Source organism: Paludisphaera borealis (assembly GCF_001956985.1).
GTDB lineage: Bacteria > Planctomycetota > Planctomycetia > Isosphaerales > Isosphaeraceae > Paludisphaera > Paludisphaera borealis.
The window spans coordinates 1450750-1468840 of record NZ_CP019082.1 but is presented as its reverse complement, the minus strand read 5'-3'; the positions used below and the strand labels follow the sequence as shown (position 1 = coordinate 1468840).

Sequence of the window (18091 nt, the reverse complement as noted above, 5' to 3'; positions counted from 1 at the left end):
AATGAAAGCAAGCGCAGGCTGGATGTCACTCCTGGCCGCGATGACATGGTGCGGCCTCATCTTCGGCACGTCCAGCACGGTCGTCATGCCGCATGCTTTCTTCGCCTGGATCGCCTCCCACGTCCTCACCGACCCGGAATCGATGCAAGGCTTCCGCGTCTTTTGGGGGCTGAGCTGGTTCGCCATCGTGAAGGGCTGGCATGCGGCCGAGTACGCGATCCTGTTCCTCTTCACACGGGCGATGCTCGACCGCTTCACGAGCCTGCGACCTCGGCGAAGCATCCTGTTCGCCCTGGCCTTCTGCGTCCTCTTCGCCATGTCGGACGAATACCATCAGACCTTCGTCCCCGGTCGCGGTGGGACCTGGACCGACGTCGCGATCGACTGCCTGGGAGCCGGCCTGGCGGCGTTGGTGTGCTACGTACGACAGAAACGGCTTGCCCAATCGGCCGACGCACACGCTGTTTCCCGGTGGGTCTGACCAGCCAGAAATACAAGCCCGAAGCGCAAGCGAGTGCATTTCCAGTCAACGTGCTGAATAAGCAAACGCAAACTCATGCACTCGCTGGCGCTTCGGGCTTGTATTCCGGCCGACTCGTCCGCCGGGCGACACACTACTTTCCACTTCCGGCTTCCCAGGCCTTCCGCGCGGCTTCTTGCAACGGGTTGCCGCCGGTGGGAAGCCGGTCGCCGGCGACTTGCCAGAAGAAGACGCCGCGGAAGCCCTTGGACATGGCCCACTCGGTCTTCAGGCGGATCGACTCGGCGTCATCGTAGCCGACGACCGCCGCGCCGTCGGGGGCGGTCAGCCAGGGGGCCTTGATCTCCTCGTCCCAAGATCGCTTCCAACCTTCTTTCTCAAGGCCGACGATCCCCCGGTAGTCGAGGTTCGGCAGCCGCTTCTTGGGCGCGCCCTTGGTCGAGTCGTAGGGCTTGGCGACGTTGAAGCCGCGACCGTAGAGCGGCAGGCCGACGGCGAGTCGGTCGGCGGGGATGCCGCGTTTCTCCAGCAGGTAAAGCATGGTCGCCTCGATCGACTTGGGAGTCTTGGTCGGCTCCTTGGTCGAGGGGAACAACGGCGAGTTGTGACCCGCGTACGGGGTCCAGTCGCCGGCGTAGTCGTAGGTCATGACGTTGACCCAGTCCATGTTTTCGACCAGGAAGTCTTTCTTGAGCCATTCGAGCGTGCCCTGGTTCGACGACGCGGCCATCGTCAGGTTCATTGGCCGGTTCTTCATCTTGCCGATCGCGTCGATCCGGGCGCGCAGGGTCCGCGTCAGGCGTTCGAAACCCTCGACTTCCTTGGCCGTATCGGGATACTCCCAGTCGAGGTCGAGGCCGTCATAGTCGAACTCGTCGAGCATCTTGACCACGGAATCGACGTACAGCTTCTCCGCCTCGGGGCTGGCGACGATCGCCGCGAACTGCTTGTCCCAGCCCCAGCCGCCCAGCGAGATCAAGACCTTCACGCCCGCCTTGTGCGCCAGGGTGGTAAGGTCGCGATCGGGCGCGCTGCGGCCGCGATTGAGCTTCCCGTCGGGTCCCGCCGTCACGAACGCATGGCACAGGTGCGTATACAGCGAGAAGTTCACGTCGCGCGGCGACCCGTAGAGGTAACCGACGAACACCTTGTCGCGTTTCGCCTCGACGTCGGCCGCGAACCCCGACGAGAGCAGGCCGGCCAGCAGAACGGGTGCGGCGATCATCCGGCGCAATGCGGTACGTCTCATTCCTTGGTTCCTCGAAAGCGACAAGAAAGCGCGGCGTCTCCTCGGCTCGGACGGACCAAGTATAAGACCCCTGAAGGCTCGTGAGAAAGGACATGGAGGACCGCCGCGCCGATGGTTGATCCCTTGATTTGATTTTGCTGGCGAACACTTCACCGTTCGGTTCCAATACCCGGAGCACGTCCGAACGATCTGGGCAACAATCTGCCGAACCCGACGGAGGCAGCCGTGGAAGACGTCCAGCAGAATATCGCCAAGCTCCGACAGGCCTATCAACTCTGGAACGACACGCGAGGCGGCAGCGTGAGCGAGTGGATGGACCTGTTCGCCGACGACGTCGTTCTCCACCCGCCAGGGGGACACGACGCCGGCACGGGATTCTTCCAGGGATGCAAAGGGAAGGTCGCGGCCAACGCCTATTTCTCGGCGCTGGGCGACTCGTGGGAGTTGATCTACTTCCTTCCAGAAGAGTTCATCGCCGACGGCGAGCGCGTGGTCGTTCTCAGCCAGGTGGCGTTCCGCAGCAAGGCCACCGGCAAGACCACCGCGTCGCACAAGGCCGACGTCTTCCGCTTCCGCGACGGCGCCGTCGCCGAGTACCGTGACTTCTTCGACACCGCCGGCGCTCTCGCCGCCCAAAGGGAGGATTGAATCGGTCGGCCGGTTCATTCCGCGCGGTTACACATCGAGTCCCAGTTGCGGCCGGACCGCATCGAGGTGCTCGTCCAGGCCGGACATCAGCGCGAACAGCGCGTACTTGACGGGGAAGGCAGAGAGCCGCTCGGCGATGTGACCTCGGATGCTCGGCCACGTCCGCCCGCCGGCCTCCTCATATTCGGTCAGGAGCCGGTCGAGGCCTGGCTCGCCAAACGCCATGAGGTGGAAGACGAAGTCGATGGCGGGGTCGCTGACCTCGGCCTCGGTCCAATCGAGCACCCCCGTCGCGCGGGAAGCCTCATCGACGACGATGTGACCGACGTGCAAATCGCCGTGAACCAGCGCCGAGAACGGAGGCCACGACGCATCATCGTCGAGCCAGCCGCGCCATCGGAGCCAGAGGTCGTCGCTGATTCCGATTTCCCGATTCACCCGGTCGAGGTCGTCAGCGAAGGCTCGCCGCGCCTCCTCCGACGAGGACGATTTCAGGCCGGCCGCGACAGCCTCGGCGGGGTCGACGCCGTGGAGCGCCGCGAGGGTCCGCCCGAAGCTCTCCGCGAAAACGGGGGACTCCTTGTCGATATTCCAGGTCGGCTCCTTCGTCGCCGGGTCGACGGTCACGGCGGTCGTACCGGCCAGACGCGGATACGCGATCAGCTCCGGTGAGTAGATCCGCCAGTCGGGAACCTCGACCGGCAGCCGGCCCTTGACCAGCCCCAGCACGCGCGCCTCGTTCTCGGCCCTCGGTAGGACGTCGGGCCGGCGAGGGACTCGCAGCACCCAGGCCGCCCCCGCCTCGTCCGTCGCGAACGCAGCGCGGAAATCGAGCCCGATGTCGTTCACCTCGATCTCGCCGACCAGCGCAAGGCCATGACGGCACGCAATCGCCGCAAGCGCATCCCGATCGGCCGATGCTCCTTCCAACGCCGCCATCAGCACCTCCCGCAACTTCGAGGATAGGGACAAGTCGGGCGGTCGACCGAGCATGCGGTTCATTCCGATCTCGGTCGAATCCGGCGCCCGCACATAGTAAATTAAGGAGGAGTACCGCATCGTCTGGTCGGCTCTCTGGCAATCCGGCAGCACCGAGGAGACAAGCCGACCCTTCGAAAAAACGCGCGATCAAACCCAATCTCGGCCTACTGCTGCTGGGATCGCTTGATCCCCTTTGTAGACACCGGCGACGCCGGTACGTTCACCCATTTTTGGTCCAAACGAAGCCAACCGACCTTGCGAACGCAACAATCTATGGACACACAACTTACATCCAGATTTCCAGCGTCGGGCCGACGCCGAACGAACCCAATTCCCCCCGTCGACCCGAGTCCAAGGATGGGGGAGCCGAGCTTGATCGAGGGGTGTGAAGAGGTGGTCGCCGGTCGTCGCCACGGCCTTGATTCGGGGTCGAACGAACCCAATCCGGGCGATCCGGGAGGCGGATTGTCCGGCGGGCCGAACTTCGCTAGGTTGGTTCGTTGGATGCCTTCGTCGTCGGCTCCCGTGCAAGATTGTTGACGGGCCGGTCCGGCTGGACCGTCGCAGGCCCGGAAATCGCCGCGATCGACAGAATCGACAAACCGGGGAAAACCGCCCAATGCGCGACGTCGTGCGACATCTGATCCGAGCCCTGGATGACGGCCGCGAGCTGCTCCTGTGCCAGGTCGTGGAGACGCGCGGGTCGACGCCGCAGAAGGCGGGAGCGATCATGGCGGTCGACCCCGACGGCGGCCAGGTCGGCACGCTCGGCGGCGGCTGCGTCGAGAACGAGGTCAAGCAAAACGCCGTCCGCCAGCTCGGCGAGGAAGGCGTCCGGCTCCATTCCTTCGTCCTCGACCACGACTACGCCTGGGCCGACGGCCTGATCTGCGGCGGCAAGATGGTCATCGCCACCGAGGCCCTCAAGGGGGCGGGAGCCCTCGACTATTACCGCCGACTGCACCAGGCCATCGAGACCGGCGAGGGGTTCACCGAGGCCGTCGTCGTCGCCCCCGAGCGGGTCGAGGACTCGTCGCCGGGCCGGCGGTTCCTGTTCGACCACGATGGCAAACCGCTGACCTGCCGGCCGGGAGGCGCGTTTCCCGATGTCCTCGGCGAGCGGCTGACGGCCCTCGTCGACCGCCCCCGGGCGCGGGTCGATCAGGGCGTGGCCTGGCTGCCGGTCTTGCCCCGTATCCGGCTGGTGGTCGTCGGCGCGGGGCACGTCGGCCAGGCCGTCGGCAACCTGGCCGCCGAGGCCGATTTCGACGTCTGGGTGGTCGACGACCGCAGCCAGTACGCTAGCCGCGAGCGGTTCCCCAAGGCCCAGAAGTTCATCGTCGGGCCGGTCGAGGAGGTCCTCAAGACGCTCGAAGTCACCCGCAACACGTTCGTACTGATCGTCACCCGAGGCCACGGTCACGACCAGGAAGCCCTCTTCCACATGGCCCCGACTCCCGCCTCGTACGTCGGGCTGATCGGCAGCCAGCGGAAGATCAAGATGATCTTCGAGAGCCTCCGCGAGATGGGGATCGCCGCCGACGACCTGGCCCGCGTCACGGCGCCCGTCGGCCTGGACATCGGCTCGCGGACGGTCCCCGAGATCGCCGTCAGCATCGTCGCCGAGCTGATCGCCCGGCGCAACCTCGGCCCCAAGGCCGCCACTCCGACACCTTCGACCTGCGCATCATGACCCCTACAATCGACATGACCACCATCGCCGCGATCGTCCCGGCCGCCGGCTCGTCCCGACGCATGGGAAGCCCCAAGCTGCTCCTCGAATTCGAGGGCCGGCCGCTGATCGCGCGCGTCGTTTCGGCCCTGCTCGCCGGCGGGGCGCGTCCGGTGATCGTCGTCACACCACCGCCCGACGCCCCCGAAGGCCCGCCGCTGGCCGAAGCCGCCTCGCGAGCCGGGGCCGTCGTCGTCGCGCCCGAGACCCGGCCGGCCGAGATGCGCGACTCGATCGAGCTGGCCGTCGCCGAGTTGGAGCGTTCGGCCGAGCCACCCCAAGCCGTCGTGCTGGCCCCGGCCGACAGCCCGATGCTCGACGGCTCGATCGTCGCCCGGGTGCTCGCCTGCTGGCGCGAACGGCCCGAGGCGATCGTGATCCCCACGGCCGGCGGCCGTCGCGGTCATCCGATCGTCGTTCCCTGGCGGCTGGCCCGGACGATCGCCGACCTGCCGCCGGACGTCGGCGTCAACGCCCTGGTCGCGAATCACGCGGCCGACGTGGTCGAGATCGAAGTCGGCGACGAGTCGGTCGTCACCGACCTGGACACCCCCGACGATCTCCGCAGGCTGCAAGGGCAGGGGGGCGAGGTCCAGGAGCGTTCCGTCCGGCTGTTCGCGATCGCTCGGGAGCGCGCGGGTCGGGGCGAGGTCTCGGTCCGGCTCCCCGCGCGGGCCACGGTCGCCGACCTGCGAGCGGCTCTCGCCGAGCAGGTCCCCGAGTTGGCTTCGATCGCCCCCCAGGTGATGATCGCCGTCGATTCGGAGTACGCCGACGACGACCACGAACTGAAGCCGGGCGCCAGCCTGGCGGTCATCCCGCCGGTGAGCGGGGGCTGAACCGACTCAACGCCCGCCTGGAGCCGAACCATGGTCGAGATCACCGAACAGCCGCTGGACCACGCGGCCCTGACCGAGCGTGTCCGCCACAACAACGCCGGGGCCGTCTGCACCTTTTTGGGCACCGTCCGCGAGATGACCGGCGAGCGCCGGACCGTCGTCCTGGATTATGAGGCGTTCCCCGAGATGGCCCTCAAGCAGATGGCCGAGCTGGAGGCCGAGGCCCGTCGACGATGGCCGGTGATCGAGGCCGCGATCGTCCACCGCGTCGGACGGCTCGGGCTGGGCGAAATCAGCGTGGTCGTCGCCGTGAGCTGCCCGCACCGGGGCGACTCCTTCGAGGCCTGCCGATGGCTGATCGACGCCTTCAAGGAAACCGTCCCGATCTGGAAGCGCGAGACCTGGGCCGACGGCCAGGAAGAATGGGTTCATCCGGGCCTGTCGTCGTGAAGGTTCGTTGGAAGCGGTGATTCCGTAGTAAACTCAGTTGAGGCTTGCCGCGCTCCGGTACAATGCAGGGAGACGGACCACGCCCCACGCTCGCGAGAGACGACGGCCCCTCATGAAGTTTGAGCTACCGCAACTGATCGATTCGTTCGGCCGCATCCACAACAACTTGCGGATCAGCGTCACCGATCGTTGCAACATCCGTTGCGTCTACTGCATGCCGGAGAAGGTCGAGTTCCTGCCTCGCGAACAGCTCCTGTCCTATGAGGAGATCGTCCGGTTCGTGCGGGTCGCGGTGCCGCTCGGGATCGACAAGATCCGCCTGACCGGCGGCGAACCCCTGCTGCGCAAGGACGTCGACGTCCTGGTTCGCAAGCTGGTCGAGATCGAGGGGATCGTCGACGTCGGCCTGACGACCAACGGCATGCTGCTGGCGCCGGTGGCCCAGCGGCTGTGGGACTCGGGGCTGAGGCGGATCAACGTCAGCCTCGACACCCTCGACCCCGACCGCTTTCTGCGGCTCTCGCGGCGCAAGGGTTTGGAGCCGACGATCGAGGGGATTCTCGCGGCCAAGGCGGCCGGGTTCGATCCGGTGAAGATCAACGCGGTGATCATCCGGGGCTTCAACGAGGAAGACGTCGCGCCCCTGGGCCGGTTCGCCCGCGAGCACGGGCTGGAGATGCGGTTCATCGAGTACATGCCCCTCGACGCCGGCCATCTCTGGGAGCGTGAGAAGGTGGTCTTCGCGGCCGAAGTCCTCGAAACCCTGGCTCGCGAGGTCGGCCCGCTCGCCCCCGCCCCCAACCAGGACCCGAGGGCCCCGGCCGTCGATTACGACTACCTCGACGGCAAGGGGCGGGTCGGCATGATCGCCTCGGTCAGCCGGCCGTTCTGCATGAGCTGCAACCGGATCCGGCTCACGTCCGACGGCAAGCTCCGCAACTGCCTCTTCGCCCTCGACGAGACCGACGTCCGCGGCCTGTTGCGGTCGAACGCCCCCGACGCCGAGATCGCCCGGGCGCTCGTCGAGAGCGTGGCCGCCAAGTGGGAAGGGCACGAGATCAACACCGCGCGGTTCATCCAGCCGGAGCGGGCCATGCATTCGATCGGCGGCTGAATCCGAGGCTCGGCCCGGTCAAACCAGCCGGTAGAACTTCGCCGCGTTGTCGTGAAACAGCTTCCGCTGATCCTCGGCCTTGCGGTCGCGGACGATTTCCGAGAGGGCGTTCACCCAGTCGCGGAGCGGGGCGCCGAGCGTGCAGACGGGCCAATCGCCGCCGAACATCACCCGGTCGGGACCGAAGGCTTCGATCATATGATGGATCACCGGCGCGAGGTCGTCCGCCTTCCAGCTCCTCCCCTTGGCCGACGCGACGATCCCCGACACCTTGCCGACGACGTTGGGCAGGGCGGCGATGCGGTCGACGTCGCGCTTCCAGGCGGCGAGATCGCCGAAGACCGGAGGGTTGCCGCAGTGATCGAGGACGAACCGCGTGCCGGTCGCCTGCTCGATGAGCTTCGCTCCGTCGGCCAGCTCGGCGTGCCGCATGCAGAGGTCGAAGCAAAGGCCCAGCTCGCCGAGCCGGCGCACGCCCTTGACGAACGCCTCCTGCAAGCAATACCCCGCCGGCGTGGGCGGCCCGTGGAGCACCTGTCGCACTCCCTTCACGGCCGGGTCCTTGGCCAGCGGCTCGATGTAGGCCGCGAACCCCTCGAACGCCGGTCGGCCGCCGATCACCGCGGCGCACAGGGCCGTGTCACCCTTGCGGCACTGGTCGAGGACCATGCGGGCCTCGGCCTCGTGCTGCGACGGATCGACGTCCACTTCCATATACACAGCCTTGACGACGTCGAGGCCGGCGGCCGCCTTCAGGTAATCGTCCCACAGGGCGTTCCGGTCAAGCTCGGACCCCTTTTCGAGCCAGAGGAGGCGCTGCTTGGCGGGTTCCCAGAGGTGGACGTGAGTGTCAATGATCGGCGACGCGGGCGCGGCGGCCGTCGCGGCGCGGGCGGCGGCGGTGGTCGTGGCGGCCGCGGCGGCGGTCCATCCCAGGAATTCGCGACGGGTCGGGGTCATCATCGAACCTTTCATCAAGGGTCAGGCGGAAGTACTGCGGCTGAACGTCTCCTGGCGCACCTGATAGCGCCGGAGCTTCTGGGGGTCGACCTGGAAGCCGACGCCGGGTCGATCGGGGACGGCGAAGAGGCCGGGGGACGACAGCTCGAAGACCGGCGCGACGTAGTCGTCGACGAACCACCGGGCGCTCGGTTCGAGGTCGGCGGGATACTTCGAATTGGCCAGTGTCGCGAGGTGGACGCCGTACGCCTGGCCCAAGCCCAGCTCGGGCGTCGAACCGACCCAGCAGGCGACCCCTTGCTGAAAGCAGAGGTCGTGGATCGCCCGGGCCGGCCCCAGGCCACCGGTGCGCTGGATCTTCAGACTGACGATCCGACAGGCGCCACGGCGGATCGCCTCGGCGGTCTGGTCGTGGGACTCGGCGGTCTCGTCGAGACAGATCGGCGTGGCCAGCTCTTTCTGCAAGACGGCGAGCCCGTCGACGTCGTCGGCCGCGAACGGCTGTTCGATCATGAGCAGGTCGAGGTCGTCCAGCTCGCGGAAGAGGTCGAGGTCGGCCGTCGTGTACGCTCCGCCGCCGTCGACCATGAGCGGGACGTCCTCGAAGTGCTGTCGGACCGCGCGGACGAACTCCACGTCGTGGCCGGGGGCGATCCGGATCTTGAGCCGCCTGTAGCCTTCGTCCAGATGCGGTTCGATGGCCTTGAGCAGCTCGACGACCGAGGGATAAAGACCCATCACCAGGCCCGATTGAACCCCCCGGACGGCCTGGGCGTCGTCGGCCCCGAGAAGCTGGGCGACGGTCGCGCGGTGCGCCTGGCCGAGCAGGTCCCAGAGCGCGGTCTCGGCCCCGGCGGCGGCGGTCCGGCTCGTCCGCCACGACGACGCGATTTCGGCGATCCGGCGCGTCGAATCGACGGTCGCGCCGAGCAGGCTGGGGGCGATCGATCCGGCCAGATCGTTCCAGCATCCCTCGACCGACCCGCCGGACGAGACCGAGGCCGGCGAGCTTTCGCCGTGGGCGACGCCGCTGGACGTCTCGACGGTCACCACGATCGCGTTTTTGACCGGCGCCTCGCCTTCGTCTCCCGGACAAGGCTCCTTGAGCGGAATCTGAATATGCGTCAGCACCACCCGATCGATCGGGCTCTTGTCGGTTGCCACGACGGCCTCCATTCTCAAAGCCGAGGCTGCTTTCGACCAGCTCGCCGGCCCCGGCGTCACCCTCCCACTTTAACACAACCCCTGGCTTTTCATCACCTTGGAAACGGCGGAATTGCCGCCGGACCACCAGGTTGGTAGACTGGACGCAGAGGACCCGCGACGACAGCACATCAACAATTTTGGATGCAATATGAGTGGTCGTCAAGAGGATGAGCCGTGGTATCGCGACGGGTTGTCCTTCACCTGCACGAAATGCGGCGCGTGCTGCACCGGCGCGCCGGGGTACGTCTGGGTGACGGTTGAGGAGGTCGCCCGGCTGGCCGAGTTCCGGGGCGAGTCGATCGACGAATTCTCGACTCGATTCGTGCGGCAGGTCGGCAGCCGTTACAGCCTGATCGAACGGCCGGGGGGCGACTGCATCTTCTGGGATTCGAAGGCCGGCTGCACGGTCTACTCGGCCCGGCCGGTGCAATGTCGGACCTGGCCGTTCTGGGAAGAGAACGTCGAGACCCCGGAAGACTGGCAGAGGGTCACCGAGATCTGCCCCGGCTCAGGCAAGGGCCGTCACTACACCGCCGACGAGATCATCACGTCGATCGGGATGGTTCGCATATGACCACGGAACCTCTCCCGCAACCCACGACGAGCCTCGCCGACGAAGCCCGTCTTCCCCTCCGCACGCTCTACGGCGAGCTTGATCAGGCCGTCGCCGACCTCGCCCCGGTCTGCCAGCTCAGCGGCCGCTGCTGCCGGTTCGAGGAATACGGCCACACGCTGTTCCTTTCCGCGGCCGAAGCGGCGGTCTTGATCGCCGACGCCCCGCCCACCGCCCGACCGTTCGATCCAGGAGCGACCTGCCCGTGGCAAGACCGCCAAGGACGGTGCACCGCGCGGGAAGCCCGCCCACTCGGCTGCCGGGTCTACTTCTGCGACCCCCGGTACGACGCGCAGGCGCCCGTCCTCACCGAGCGATTCTTAACTCGTCTTAAGGAACTCACCGACCAGCGGGGATGGCCCTGGAACTACGCGCCCCTGCATCGCCACCTTGCCCCGGCGTACGCGTCGGGCGAGCTTTTCGACCCCCGCGAGCCCGGGGAAGTGGTCGGCCTCGCCTCGCCGATCACCGGCTCGTCGGCCCCCCCCGGTCGCCAGCCCTGAAATCGCTCGCCCGCCCCGCCCATCGACCCGCTGGAGACGCCTCCCGGAGCGACTTGAGGGGGGTTTTTGCTTGACACTAACCTATGTGGCAAATACATTTGAGCCGTTCTACGCTCGCCAGCGAGCGGACCGCGCCATCGTGGAGATCGCCATCGTGACGAAAAAAGAGATCGTGAAGAAAATATCCGAGGACATCGGTCTGACGCAGCTCAAGACCAAGGACATCGTTCAGCGGACCCTCGACGCGATCATCCAGACTCTGGTTTCCGAGGGACGGATCGAGCTTCGCAATTTCGGCGTCTTCGAGGTCAAGCGGCGAGCCCCGCGCAAGGCGCGCAACCCCCGTACCGGGGACAAGGTCTACGTCCCGTCGAAAAACGTGGTGACCTTCAAACCGGGCAAAGAAATGGAAGAACTCGTCCGAAAGATGAATCCGGACAATCTTCCCCTATTGGAAGACGGTTCAGATGCCGATCTAGATGGCAACGGACCCATCGAACCGGTCGCCGAAGCTCAACGTCAGGCCGCCAAGGATTAAGCGAACGCCGGGGCGGCTTCGAGGTCGATGCGCAAGGCCCTGCAAGATGGGGGTTTCGGCTTGAGCCGAGGGCGGAGGCCCTGGCGCAAGCCCACGGATCAGAGCCAGGCAAGGATTGCCTGGCGAGACTGGTTCGCGTGATCATCGAAAGCGGGAGGAGCCCGACATGCGAAAACTTCTGGCGGCCCTGGCCATCATGGTCGCCTCCCTCGCACTCTTCGAGGGTTGTGCGCCTGTGCCTCTGCCGCGATACGCGGCCTACAAGCCCAAGCGCGTTGAAGAACTGCTCAACGAATCGGAAAACCTGCGGCAGGCGGGCGACGATTGGGAACGCTTCTGGTTCCTCGATCAGCCTTCGCACATGACGCCGTTCCGCACCCACGGCGGCCTTGGGCCCTGATCCCGTCGGGATCTTCCCTGGAAAACAACGACTCGACGAGGCCGACCGGGGGTGTACGCCGCCAGGTCGGTCTTCGCTTGCGCGCCGTCACCAGCTTAATCAGACCCTACCGGCGTAACGACCACGTCACGGGCTGAGATGGTCGTGGAAGAACTCGGTGATCAGGCTGACGTACTTCTTGGGGTAGGTCCGGTAGGCCTGGACGTGCTCGACGCCCGGCAGCGTCAGGGTGAGGCACGACGCCCCGGCGGCGCGGCTGAGTCGAAGCGCCTGCGCGACCGGAACGATCGAGTCGGATTCGCCGTGGATCAACAGTAAGGGACGGTCCCCCCAGGAGGCCGCGGCCTGAATGGGGACGAGTTCGTCCGTGCGCAGCCCGTAGAGCAGCCGCGCGGCCGTCAGAATTCCCGGATTGAACCAGCTCGGCAGCCGGCTGTGCTTGCTCAACTGGGTCTTGAGCAGGGCGGGGAGGTCGCCGTAGGGGCTGTCGATCACGGCGGCCTGGATGGAGGGATTGTGCGCGGCCTCCAGCATCAGGGTCGACGCCCCCATCGAATAGCCGAGCCAGCCGATCCGATCCTCCTCGTAGCCCTCCGCGAGCGCCCAGCGCATCACCGCCCGCAAGTCGGCGCGCTCGCGGCTCCCCAGCGAGAGCCGCGACGGATCGCTCTGGCCGTGGCCGCGGAGATCGAAGAGGAGCACGTCGTACCCCTGATTGTGGAGGTCGCGGCCCAGGCCCGCCATTTCCAGCCACGAACTCCACATGCCGTGCACCAGGACGATCAGATGACGATGCTCGGCCGTCGGCAGTCGCCAGCCGCGAAGCGTCAGGCCGTCCTGCGTCCGCGTCTGCCACGGCGCCGCGTCTCGGCTGAGCTGGTGCGGATCGAAGGTCAAGGGATGATTCGTCGCCCGAGTCAGGCGCTCGGCGGTCAGACACGAAATCATCGCGTAAAGGCACATGAAACCAGTCGCCGCCAGCGCGACGACGCGGCGACGGAACGTCCTGGACCCAAAGCCGACAGCCATCGCACCCTCCTTAGAACGAAGCGAAGCTCGCATCCGACGAGTCAGGATCGAACCGGCTGAGGCGGGAGATCCGTCACAGCGGACGGCGGTCGATTTATAGGCTGGGCTCGCGCCCCGTCCAACACCGGTTTCGAGGATTCCCCCTCGAACCTCGACCAGCGGAGCCGACCGACGAAGCGCCGTCGAAGGAAGCCCATCCGGCCGGGCTGTGGGAGCGGTCGCGGCTCCGAGAGGTTTCGGCGCTGGCTCGGCACATCCCGCCGCGCCGGCTCAACCGTTCGCCCCGTCACGTTTGGCTCAAGACGTTCGTTCCGGAAATCCGATTCCAAGTGATGGCGAATGGCGCCTGGAACGGAGTCGCCGGCACGGAGGATAGGGCGATGGCAACGATTTATTCGGAACAGATTCACGCGACGGCCATCGTCGATCCCGATGCGATCCTCGCGCCCGACGTTCAAGTCGGCGCCTACGCGATCATCGAGGGGCCGGTGGAGGTGGGGCCGGGGTGCGTCATCGAATCGCACGCCTGCCTCAACGGCCCGCTGCGGATGGGCCGCGACAATTTCGTGGGCCACGGCGCCGTCCTGGGCAAGAGCCCGCAGCACCGAGGCTACGGCGACGAGCCCACGGGACTGGAGATCGGCGACGGCAACGTCTTCCGTGAATTCGTCACGGTCCATCGCGGCACGGTGCAAGGCAACGGCGTGACGACGGTCGGCGACCGCAACCTGTTCATGTGCAACTCCCACCTGGGCCACGACGTCCGGGTCGGAAACGGCTGCACGATCGTCAACAACGCCCTGGTCGCGGGGCACGTCACCCTTGGAAACGACTGCATCCTGTCGGGCAACACCGCCGTTCAGCAGCGTGTTCGGGTCGGCCGTCTGGCCATGCTCGGCGGCATGTCGTCCTCCACGAAGGACATCCCGCCGTTCATCCTCCAGCAGGGTTACAACTGTGTGACCGGGCTGAACCTCGTCGGCCTGCGGCGGTCGGGGGCGTCGACCGCGTCGATCAACGCACTCAGGCAAGCGTATCGGGTGCTGTATCGCGAGGGCCGCCCGATCTCGTCGGCGCTGGACCGGGTCGAACAGGATTTCGGAGAGATCGCCGAGGTCGCGGAATTCCTCGACTTCATCCGCCATTCGAAACTCGGAGTCAACCCCGCGCGCTCCAACGAGCGGGGCAATTACGACATCCAGTGACGCGCGGGCCCGACGCGGTCGTCGCCGCCTACTACTCGCCGCGATCGAGTCGGCTGCGGACGCGGGCGAGCTCGTCTTCGTCGAGCTCGCCGTCGGCGCGCGCCTGTTCGAAAACGTCGAGCAGCTCGTCGCGCGTGGCCGGATCAAGGTCCTCATGCGCTTCCTCCCAGGATCGGTAGGCGAGGACCGCTCCCCAGATCATCGCGACCACCAGCACCGCCAGACCGAAATAGTAGGAAGCCCCCGTCAGCCCCTCCATGGCGAACAGCCCGGGGGCCGCCTCGTTGATGAACCTCACGACGCCCATTCGGCGTCCTCCTTTTCCAGTGCCTGGCTCGGGACGATTCGCGATCCTTGAAAGCCGCCGGCTGCGGGTCCGGTATGATCGTCGACCGGCGCTGTTCGTGGAAACGTGTGTTGCGATGGTTTCGCACGCATTGCCCGGGCGCATTGTTCGATTATACTGAAAGGAAGAGAAGAGGGGAGCAGAGCGCACTTTGAGCGAAGCTTTGCGCTCGCGTCGAGTGCATCTTCCGACCGAAATTGCGCATCAGGATACGGTTTTCCCTTCACGGTCGTTCTTCAGGAGAGGGGTGGCATCCATGATTCGCTCAGGCTTTCGCGGCGCGGCCCTGTTCGTTCTGGGCGTCGGGGCCATCTTCACCCCCTCGACGGTGCAGGCGCAAACGACGACGATCGGAGACATCGCTTCCGATCCTTTCGCGTTTTACTACGCCTACTATCTGCCCAATCAGCAGATGCAGGCCATGCGGCCTCGCCCGGACGACGCCATCAATCAGGCCGTCCAGCAACGCCAGTATTACGCGACCCTCCAGCGCCCGACCCTTTACAACCCGGTTTCGCCTTACACCGATTCCGAGTACGACCCCCTCAAACCCTACTCGCAACAGCAGGGCAAAGAGCGTCTCGGCTCCGCCCACAGATTCGCCCAAAACCCGTCAAACGCCGACGGCTCCGGTCCTTCCCTCTATTACGGCCGAGCCACGCAGTACTACCCCACCCTGAGAGCCGGTCGCGGCCCGAATGCCAACACCGCGACCGCCGGTCGCAGAACCGGCGGCGGACGACGCGGCGGCGGCATGGGTGGCATGGGCATGGGCGGCATGGGCGGCATGGGCGGTGGCATGGGCGGCGGCATGGGTATGCCGGGATAGTCAAGCCTCCCCTTTGAAAGTCGAACGGTGGACGGCGGTGGTGCCGAGCGCCTTGCCCGGCCACCATTCGAGTCGGATCTGCATCGCGTCCGTCCCCCCGACGGACTCGAATCGGGCCTCAGGAGTCGTGCATGTCGGCGGGCGCGGACCAGCAACGTTTGAACCCGGAAGAACGAGCGAATCTGGTCGCGTTCATCGACGGCGAGCTGACCGAGGTCGAATCGCGGTCGCTGACCACCAAACTGACCCACAGCGCGACCGCCCGGCGCGAAGTCGAGCTGCTCAAAAAGACCTGGGACGTCCTCGATTCGCTCCCTCGCCCCACGGTCACCGAACAGTTTCACGAGCGGACGCTGACGTACGTCCGCTCGCTCGAACTGCGGGCTGAAAGCCGATACGCTCCGGCGAAGAAATGGGGCGAGACCTTCCTCAAGCTTGCGGTCTGCCTCTTGATCGCCGCGGCCGGCGTCGCGTCGGGCTTCGCCGTCACGCGACAAGTCTGGCCGGTTCCGGAAGAGAGGGTCATCCGCGACCTCTCCCTGGCGGAGCATCTCGACGAATACCTTGAAGTCGGCTCTTTCGAGTTCCTCGACGAATTGAAGAACTCGGCCGAATTTGGAACGCCCCCGTAGAGCCTCGTCCATGACCGACAACGCGAAAAACAGTTTCCCACGCTCCCGGCCGCTCGGCCTGCTCGCCGGAACGTTGGTCGTCATGGCGGCGGGCGCAGCCAGCCTCGACGAGAACCGGGCGCGGTTCCTCCAGACGTCAGCCGTCGCGCGTCGCGACCTGGCCGAGTCGCTTCGGCGCTTCGACCAGGATTTCCGGGTCGAGCAGCAGCAGGCGGTGCGGTCGATCGACGACCGACTCAAGACGCTGCCGACCGAGGAACGCGAGCATTATCTCGCCGCGATGCGACGGTTCCACAACTGGGTCGAGGGCCTGCCGGAGCGCGTCCGCGACGACCTGCTCGCCAAGGCCCCCGACCAGCGTCTCAGCTCGGTCAAGACCCTGGTCGCCAAATACCCCCTTCCCGACGTGGAAGCCCGTTCGCCGGTCGATTTCATCCAGACCGGAGGCACTGGGGCTTTCGAGGTGGCGTCCCTGTGCAAGACGTGGTTGGCCCTGTCGCCGCAAGAGCGACAAAAACTGGACGCTTCACCCGCGGGGAGCCGCCGCGCCGAGCTGCACCGTCTCGGACACAATCGCAACATTCCCGCCGAGTTGACACCCCCCGATTACAACGAAAAGCATTGGATCGATCAGGCCGAGAACCGCCTCAATGAGATCCGCGGCTCTGGAACCGTTCAGAAAGACTGGATCACCAAGCTCGAAAACCGGATCGCGCAAACCTCGGCCAACCGGAAAGGCGATGGCAAGGAATCGCCGCGCCCGTTCCTCCATCGCCTGGCGGTCAACCTGTACGTCCAGGAGCACACCCCGCCCGCCAAGGTCGACTCCGGCCGGCTCGCCCAGTTCTTCGCGTCCATTCCCTCCTGGGTGCAGTCGACCTTCAACGTCTTCCCCAGCGATGAGGCCCGAAGGCGGCTTACGCTCGTGTATCGACTGGTTTATCCCCATCCCCAGGAGTTCGACCCCCGGGCCGGAGCCGGAACCAAAGCTCAAGCGTCCCCGTCGCCCGCCGCGTCCAAGACCGCCCAACCCCGCCCGTCCGCGCCGCAGGCCCAGCCGAAGAACGCGACTTCCAAACCCTCGAACCCGGTCCAGTCTCCTTTTTAGGCTCTCGATGAGGATCATCGACCGATGGATCGCGACGAGGAGGACCGCAACTGGATGCGTCTGGCCCTGGACGCCGCCGCCCGGGGGAGGGGGATGGTCGAGCCGAACCCGATGGTTGGGGCCGTCGTGGTTCGAGACGGCCGGCTCGTCGCGACCGGGCATCACGCCCAGTTCGGCGGTCCGCACGCCGAGGCCGCCGCGCTGGAGGCGGCCGGCGAGCAAGCGCGCGGGGCGACGCTCTACGTCACGCTCGAACCGTGCTGTCATCACGGCAAGACTCCGCCCTGCGCCGAAGCCATCCTCCGCGCGGGGGTCTCGCGCGTCGTGGCGGCCCACCGCGACCCGTTCCCGAAGGTCGACGGCGGCGGCCTGAGCCGCCTCCTCGCGGCCGGCCTGGACGTGACGGTCGGACCGGCCGCCGATTCCGCCGTCGCGCTCAACGCCCCTTATCTCAAGCGGGTCTTCACCGGTCGGCCGTACGTCATCGCCAAATGGGCCATGACGCTCGACGGCAAGGCGGCCGTCGGTCCGGGCGACAGCCGCTGGATCTCGTCGGCGGCCTCGCGGGCGCTCGTCCACGCCGTTCGGGGCCGGATGGACGCGATCGTCGTCGGGATCGGCACCGCGATCGCCGACGACCCCCAGCTCACCGCCCGCCCCCCCGGACCTCGAACTCCGCGACGGGTCGTGCTCGACAGCCAGGCGCTGCTGCCGTCGACCTCGAGCCTCGTGAAATCCGCCCGCGAGACGCCGACGCTCGTCGCCGTGACCGATCGGGCCCCCGTTGATCGTCGCCGAAACCTGGAGGAGCGAGGATGCGAAGTCGTTGTCTTCGAAGGCGCGTCCCGCGTGCCGATCGTCCCGCTGCTCGCCGAACTCGGCCGCCGCGGGATGACGAACCTACTGGTCGAGGGGGGCGGCCTGGTTCTGGGCGCGTTTCTGGACGCCGGTGAGGTTGACGAGGTCGACGTCTTCATCGCCCCGCTCATCGAAGGAGGCGATCACGCGAGAACGCCGGCCCGCGGCCAGGGCCGGTCGCTCATGAGCGACGCAGCGCGGCTCGACCACCTCGTCCACACGACGATCGACGGCGACCTCCGCATCCAGGGTCTGGTTCCCCAATCGTGGAGAGCCCGTCTGGATTCCCTGATCAGGGATCGGACAGGCAACGCGTATTGACCAGGGCGGTCGAAAACTATTAGAGTCGAAGATCGTAAGGGCACGGTTT

The 18091-nt window shown here is 66.6% G+C and carries 21 protein-coding genes; 15 read left to right on the top strand and 6 right to left on the bottom strand.

Features of this window, described 5'->3' with window-relative positions:
• The first annotated feature begins 1 nt into the window (after position 1).
• On the top strand, positions 2–481 hold the full coding sequence (locus tag BSF38_RS05720; RefSeq protein ID WP_083712719.1) for a VanZ family protein: 480 nt from the start codon (positions 2–4) through the stop codon (positions 479–481).
• A 133-nt stretch (positions 482–614) separates the two neighbouring features.
• Here the strand turns inward: BSF38_RS05720 and BSF38_RS05715 are convergent, their stop codons facing one another.
• Positions 615–1730: a glycoside hydrolase family 18 protein gene (locus tag BSF38_RS05715; RefSeq protein ID WP_076343850.1), complete on the bottom strand. Its 1116-nt coding sequence runs from the start codon at positions 1728–1730 to the stop codon at positions 615–617.
• 225 nt (positions 1731–1955) lie between these two features.
• Between BSF38_RS05715 and BSF38_RS05710 the strand changes: the two genes are divergently transcribed.
• Complete coding sequence (locus BSF38_RS05710) at positions 1956–2378, top strand: nuclear transport factor 2 family protein (RefSeq protein ID WP_076343849.1); 423 nt, start codon at positions 1956–1958, stop codon at positions 2376–2378.
• A gap of 27 nt (positions 2379–2405) precedes the next feature.
• On the opposite strand, the gene BSF38_RS05705 is transcribed toward BSF38_RS05710, so the two are convergent.
• On the bottom strand, positions 2406–3317 hold the full coding sequence (locus BSF38_RS05705; protein WP_076350617.1) for a macrolide 2'-phosphotransferase: 912 nt from the start codon (positions 3315–3317) through the stop codon (positions 2406–2408).
• A 661-nt stretch (positions 3318–3978) separates the two neighbouring features.
• Between BSF38_RS05705 and BSF38_RS05700 the strand changes: the two genes are divergently transcribed.
• From BSF38_RS05700 to moaA, 4 genes are all read left to right on the top strand, one after another.
• Positions 3979–5052: an XdhC family protein gene (locus BSF38_RS05700; protein WP_076343848.1), complete on the top strand. Its 1074-nt coding sequence runs from the start codon at positions 3979–3981 to the stop codon at positions 5050–5052.
• Positions 5049–5930 carry an NTP transferase domain-containing protein gene (locus tag BSF38_RS31905; protein WP_237170756.1) on the top strand — a complete coding sequence of 294 codons (882 nt, stop codon included), beginning with the start codon at positions 5049–5051 and terminating at the stop codon, positions 5928–5930. The genes BSF38_RS05700 and BSF38_RS31905 overlap by 4 nt, the downstream gene beginning before the upstream one ends.
• A 30-nt stretch (positions 5931–5960) precedes the next feature.
• Positions 5961–6380, top strand: a complete 420-nt coding sequence (locus tag BSF38_RS05690) for a molybdenum cofactor biosynthesis protein MoaE (RefSeq protein WP_076343846.1) — start codon at positions 5961–5963, stop codon at positions 6378–6380.
• 112 nt (positions 6381–6492) lie between these two features.
• On the top strand, positions 6493–7494 hold the full coding sequence (gene moaA / locus BSF38_RS05685) for a GTP 3',8-cyclase MoaA (protein ID WP_076343845.1): 1002 nt from the start codon (positions 6493–6495) through the stop codon (positions 7492–7494).
• 18 nt (positions 7495–7512) lie between these two features.
• Here moaA and BSF38_RS05680 read toward each other — a convergent pair whose 3' ends face one another.
• Both BSF38_RS05680 and menC read right to left on the bottom strand, forming a co-directional pair.
• Positions 7513–8457 (bottom strand): amidohydrolase family protein, encoded by a 945-nt coding sequence (locus BSF38_RS05680; protein ID WP_210405680.1) that lies wholly within the window; start codon positions 8455–8457, stop codon positions 7513–7515.
• An 18-nt stretch (positions 8458–8475) separates the two neighbouring features.
• Positions 8476–9618, bottom strand: a complete 1143-nt coding sequence (gene menC / locus BSF38_RS05675) for an o-succinylbenzoate synthase (protein ID WP_237170755.1) — start codon at positions 9616–9618, stop codon at positions 8476–8478.
• Positions 9619–9808: 190 nt separating this feature from the next.
• Here menC and BSF38_RS05670 point away from each other — a divergent pair, with 190 nt between their 5' ends.
• From BSF38_RS05670 to BSF38_RS05655, 4 genes are all read left to right on the top strand, one after another.
• Positions 9809–10234, top strand: a complete 426-nt coding sequence (locus BSF38_RS05670) for a YkgJ family cysteine cluster protein (protein WP_076343844.1) — start codon at positions 9809–9811, stop codon at positions 10232–10234.
• Positions 10231–10776, top strand: a complete 546-nt coding sequence (locus BSF38_RS05665) for a hypothetical protein (protein WP_210405679.1) — start codon at positions 10231–10233, stop codon at positions 10774–10776. Before BSF38_RS05670 ends, BSF38_RS05665 begins: the two co-directional genes overlap by 4 nt.
• A gap of 154 nt (positions 10777–10930) precedes the next feature.
• Positions 10931–11314, top strand: a complete 384-nt coding sequence (locus BSF38_RS05660) for an HU family DNA-binding protein (RefSeq protein ID WP_076350614.1) — start codon at positions 10931–10933, stop codon at positions 11312–11314.
• A 166-nt stretch (positions 11315–11480) separates the two neighbouring features.
• Positions 11481–11714, top strand: coding sequence for a hypothetical protein (locus BSF38_RS05655; RefSeq protein WP_076343843.1), 234 nt, complete (start codon positions 11481–11483; stop codon positions 11712–11714).
• 126 nt (positions 11715–11840) lie between these two features.
• Here the strand turns inward: BSF38_RS05655 and BSF38_RS05650 are convergent, their stop codons facing one another.
• Positions 11841–12743 carry an alpha/beta hydrolase gene (locus BSF38_RS05650; protein ID WP_076343842.1) on the bottom strand — a complete coding sequence of 301 codons (903 nt, stop codon included), beginning with the start codon at positions 12741–12743 and terminating at the stop codon, positions 11841–11843.
• Positions 12744–13123: 380 nt separating this feature from the next.
• On the opposite strand from BSF38_RS05650, the gene lpxA reads away from it, so the two are divergent.
• The gene (gene lpxA / locus BSF38_RS05645) at positions 13124–13948 is read left to right on the top strand and encodes an acyl-ACP--UDP-N-acetylglucosamine O-acyltransferase (RefSeq protein WP_076343841.1); all 825 of its coding nucleotides are present in this window, start codon (positions 13124–13126) and stop codon (positions 13946–13948) included.
• A gap of 31 nt (positions 13949–13979) precedes the next feature.
• On the opposite strand, the gene BSF38_RS05640 is transcribed toward lpxA, so the two are convergent.
• A complete protein-coding gene (locus tag BSF38_RS05640; RefSeq protein WP_076343840.1) occupies positions 13980–14255 on the bottom strand; it encodes a hypothetical protein in 276 nt (91 codons plus the stop codon).
• 295 nt (positions 14256–14550) lie between these two features.
• Between BSF38_RS05640 and BSF38_RS05635 the strand changes: the two genes are divergently transcribed.
• The 4 genes from BSF38_RS05635 (at position 14551) to ribD (ending at position 18042) form a co-directional block, all read left to right on the top strand.
• On the top strand, positions 14551–15123 hold the full coding sequence (locus BSF38_RS05635) for a hypothetical protein (protein WP_076343839.1): 573 nt from the start codon (positions 14551–14553) through the stop codon (positions 15121–15123).
• A 131-nt stretch (positions 15124–15254) separates the two neighbouring features.
• Positions 15255–15755 (top strand): anti-sigma factor family protein, encoded by a 501-nt coding sequence (locus BSF38_RS05630; RefSeq protein ID WP_076343838.1) that lies wholly within the window; start codon positions 15255–15257, stop codon positions 15753–15755.
• A 10-nt stretch (positions 15756–15765) separates the two neighbouring features.
• The gene (locus tag BSF38_RS05625; protein ID WP_076343837.1) at positions 15766–16863 is read left to right on the top strand and encodes a hypothetical protein; all 1098 of its coding nucleotides are present in this window, start codon (positions 15766–15768) and stop codon (positions 16861–16863) included.
• 24 nt (positions 16864–16887) lie between these two features.
• Positions 16888–18042, top strand: a complete 1155-nt coding sequence (ribD, locus tag BSF38_RS05620) for a bifunctional diaminohydroxyphosphoribosylaminopyrimidine deaminase/5-amino-6-(5-phosphoribosylamino)uracil reductase RibD (RefSeq protein WP_076343836.1) — start codon at positions 16888–16890, stop codon at positions 18040–18042.
• Positions 18043–18091: the final 49 nt, after the last annotated feature.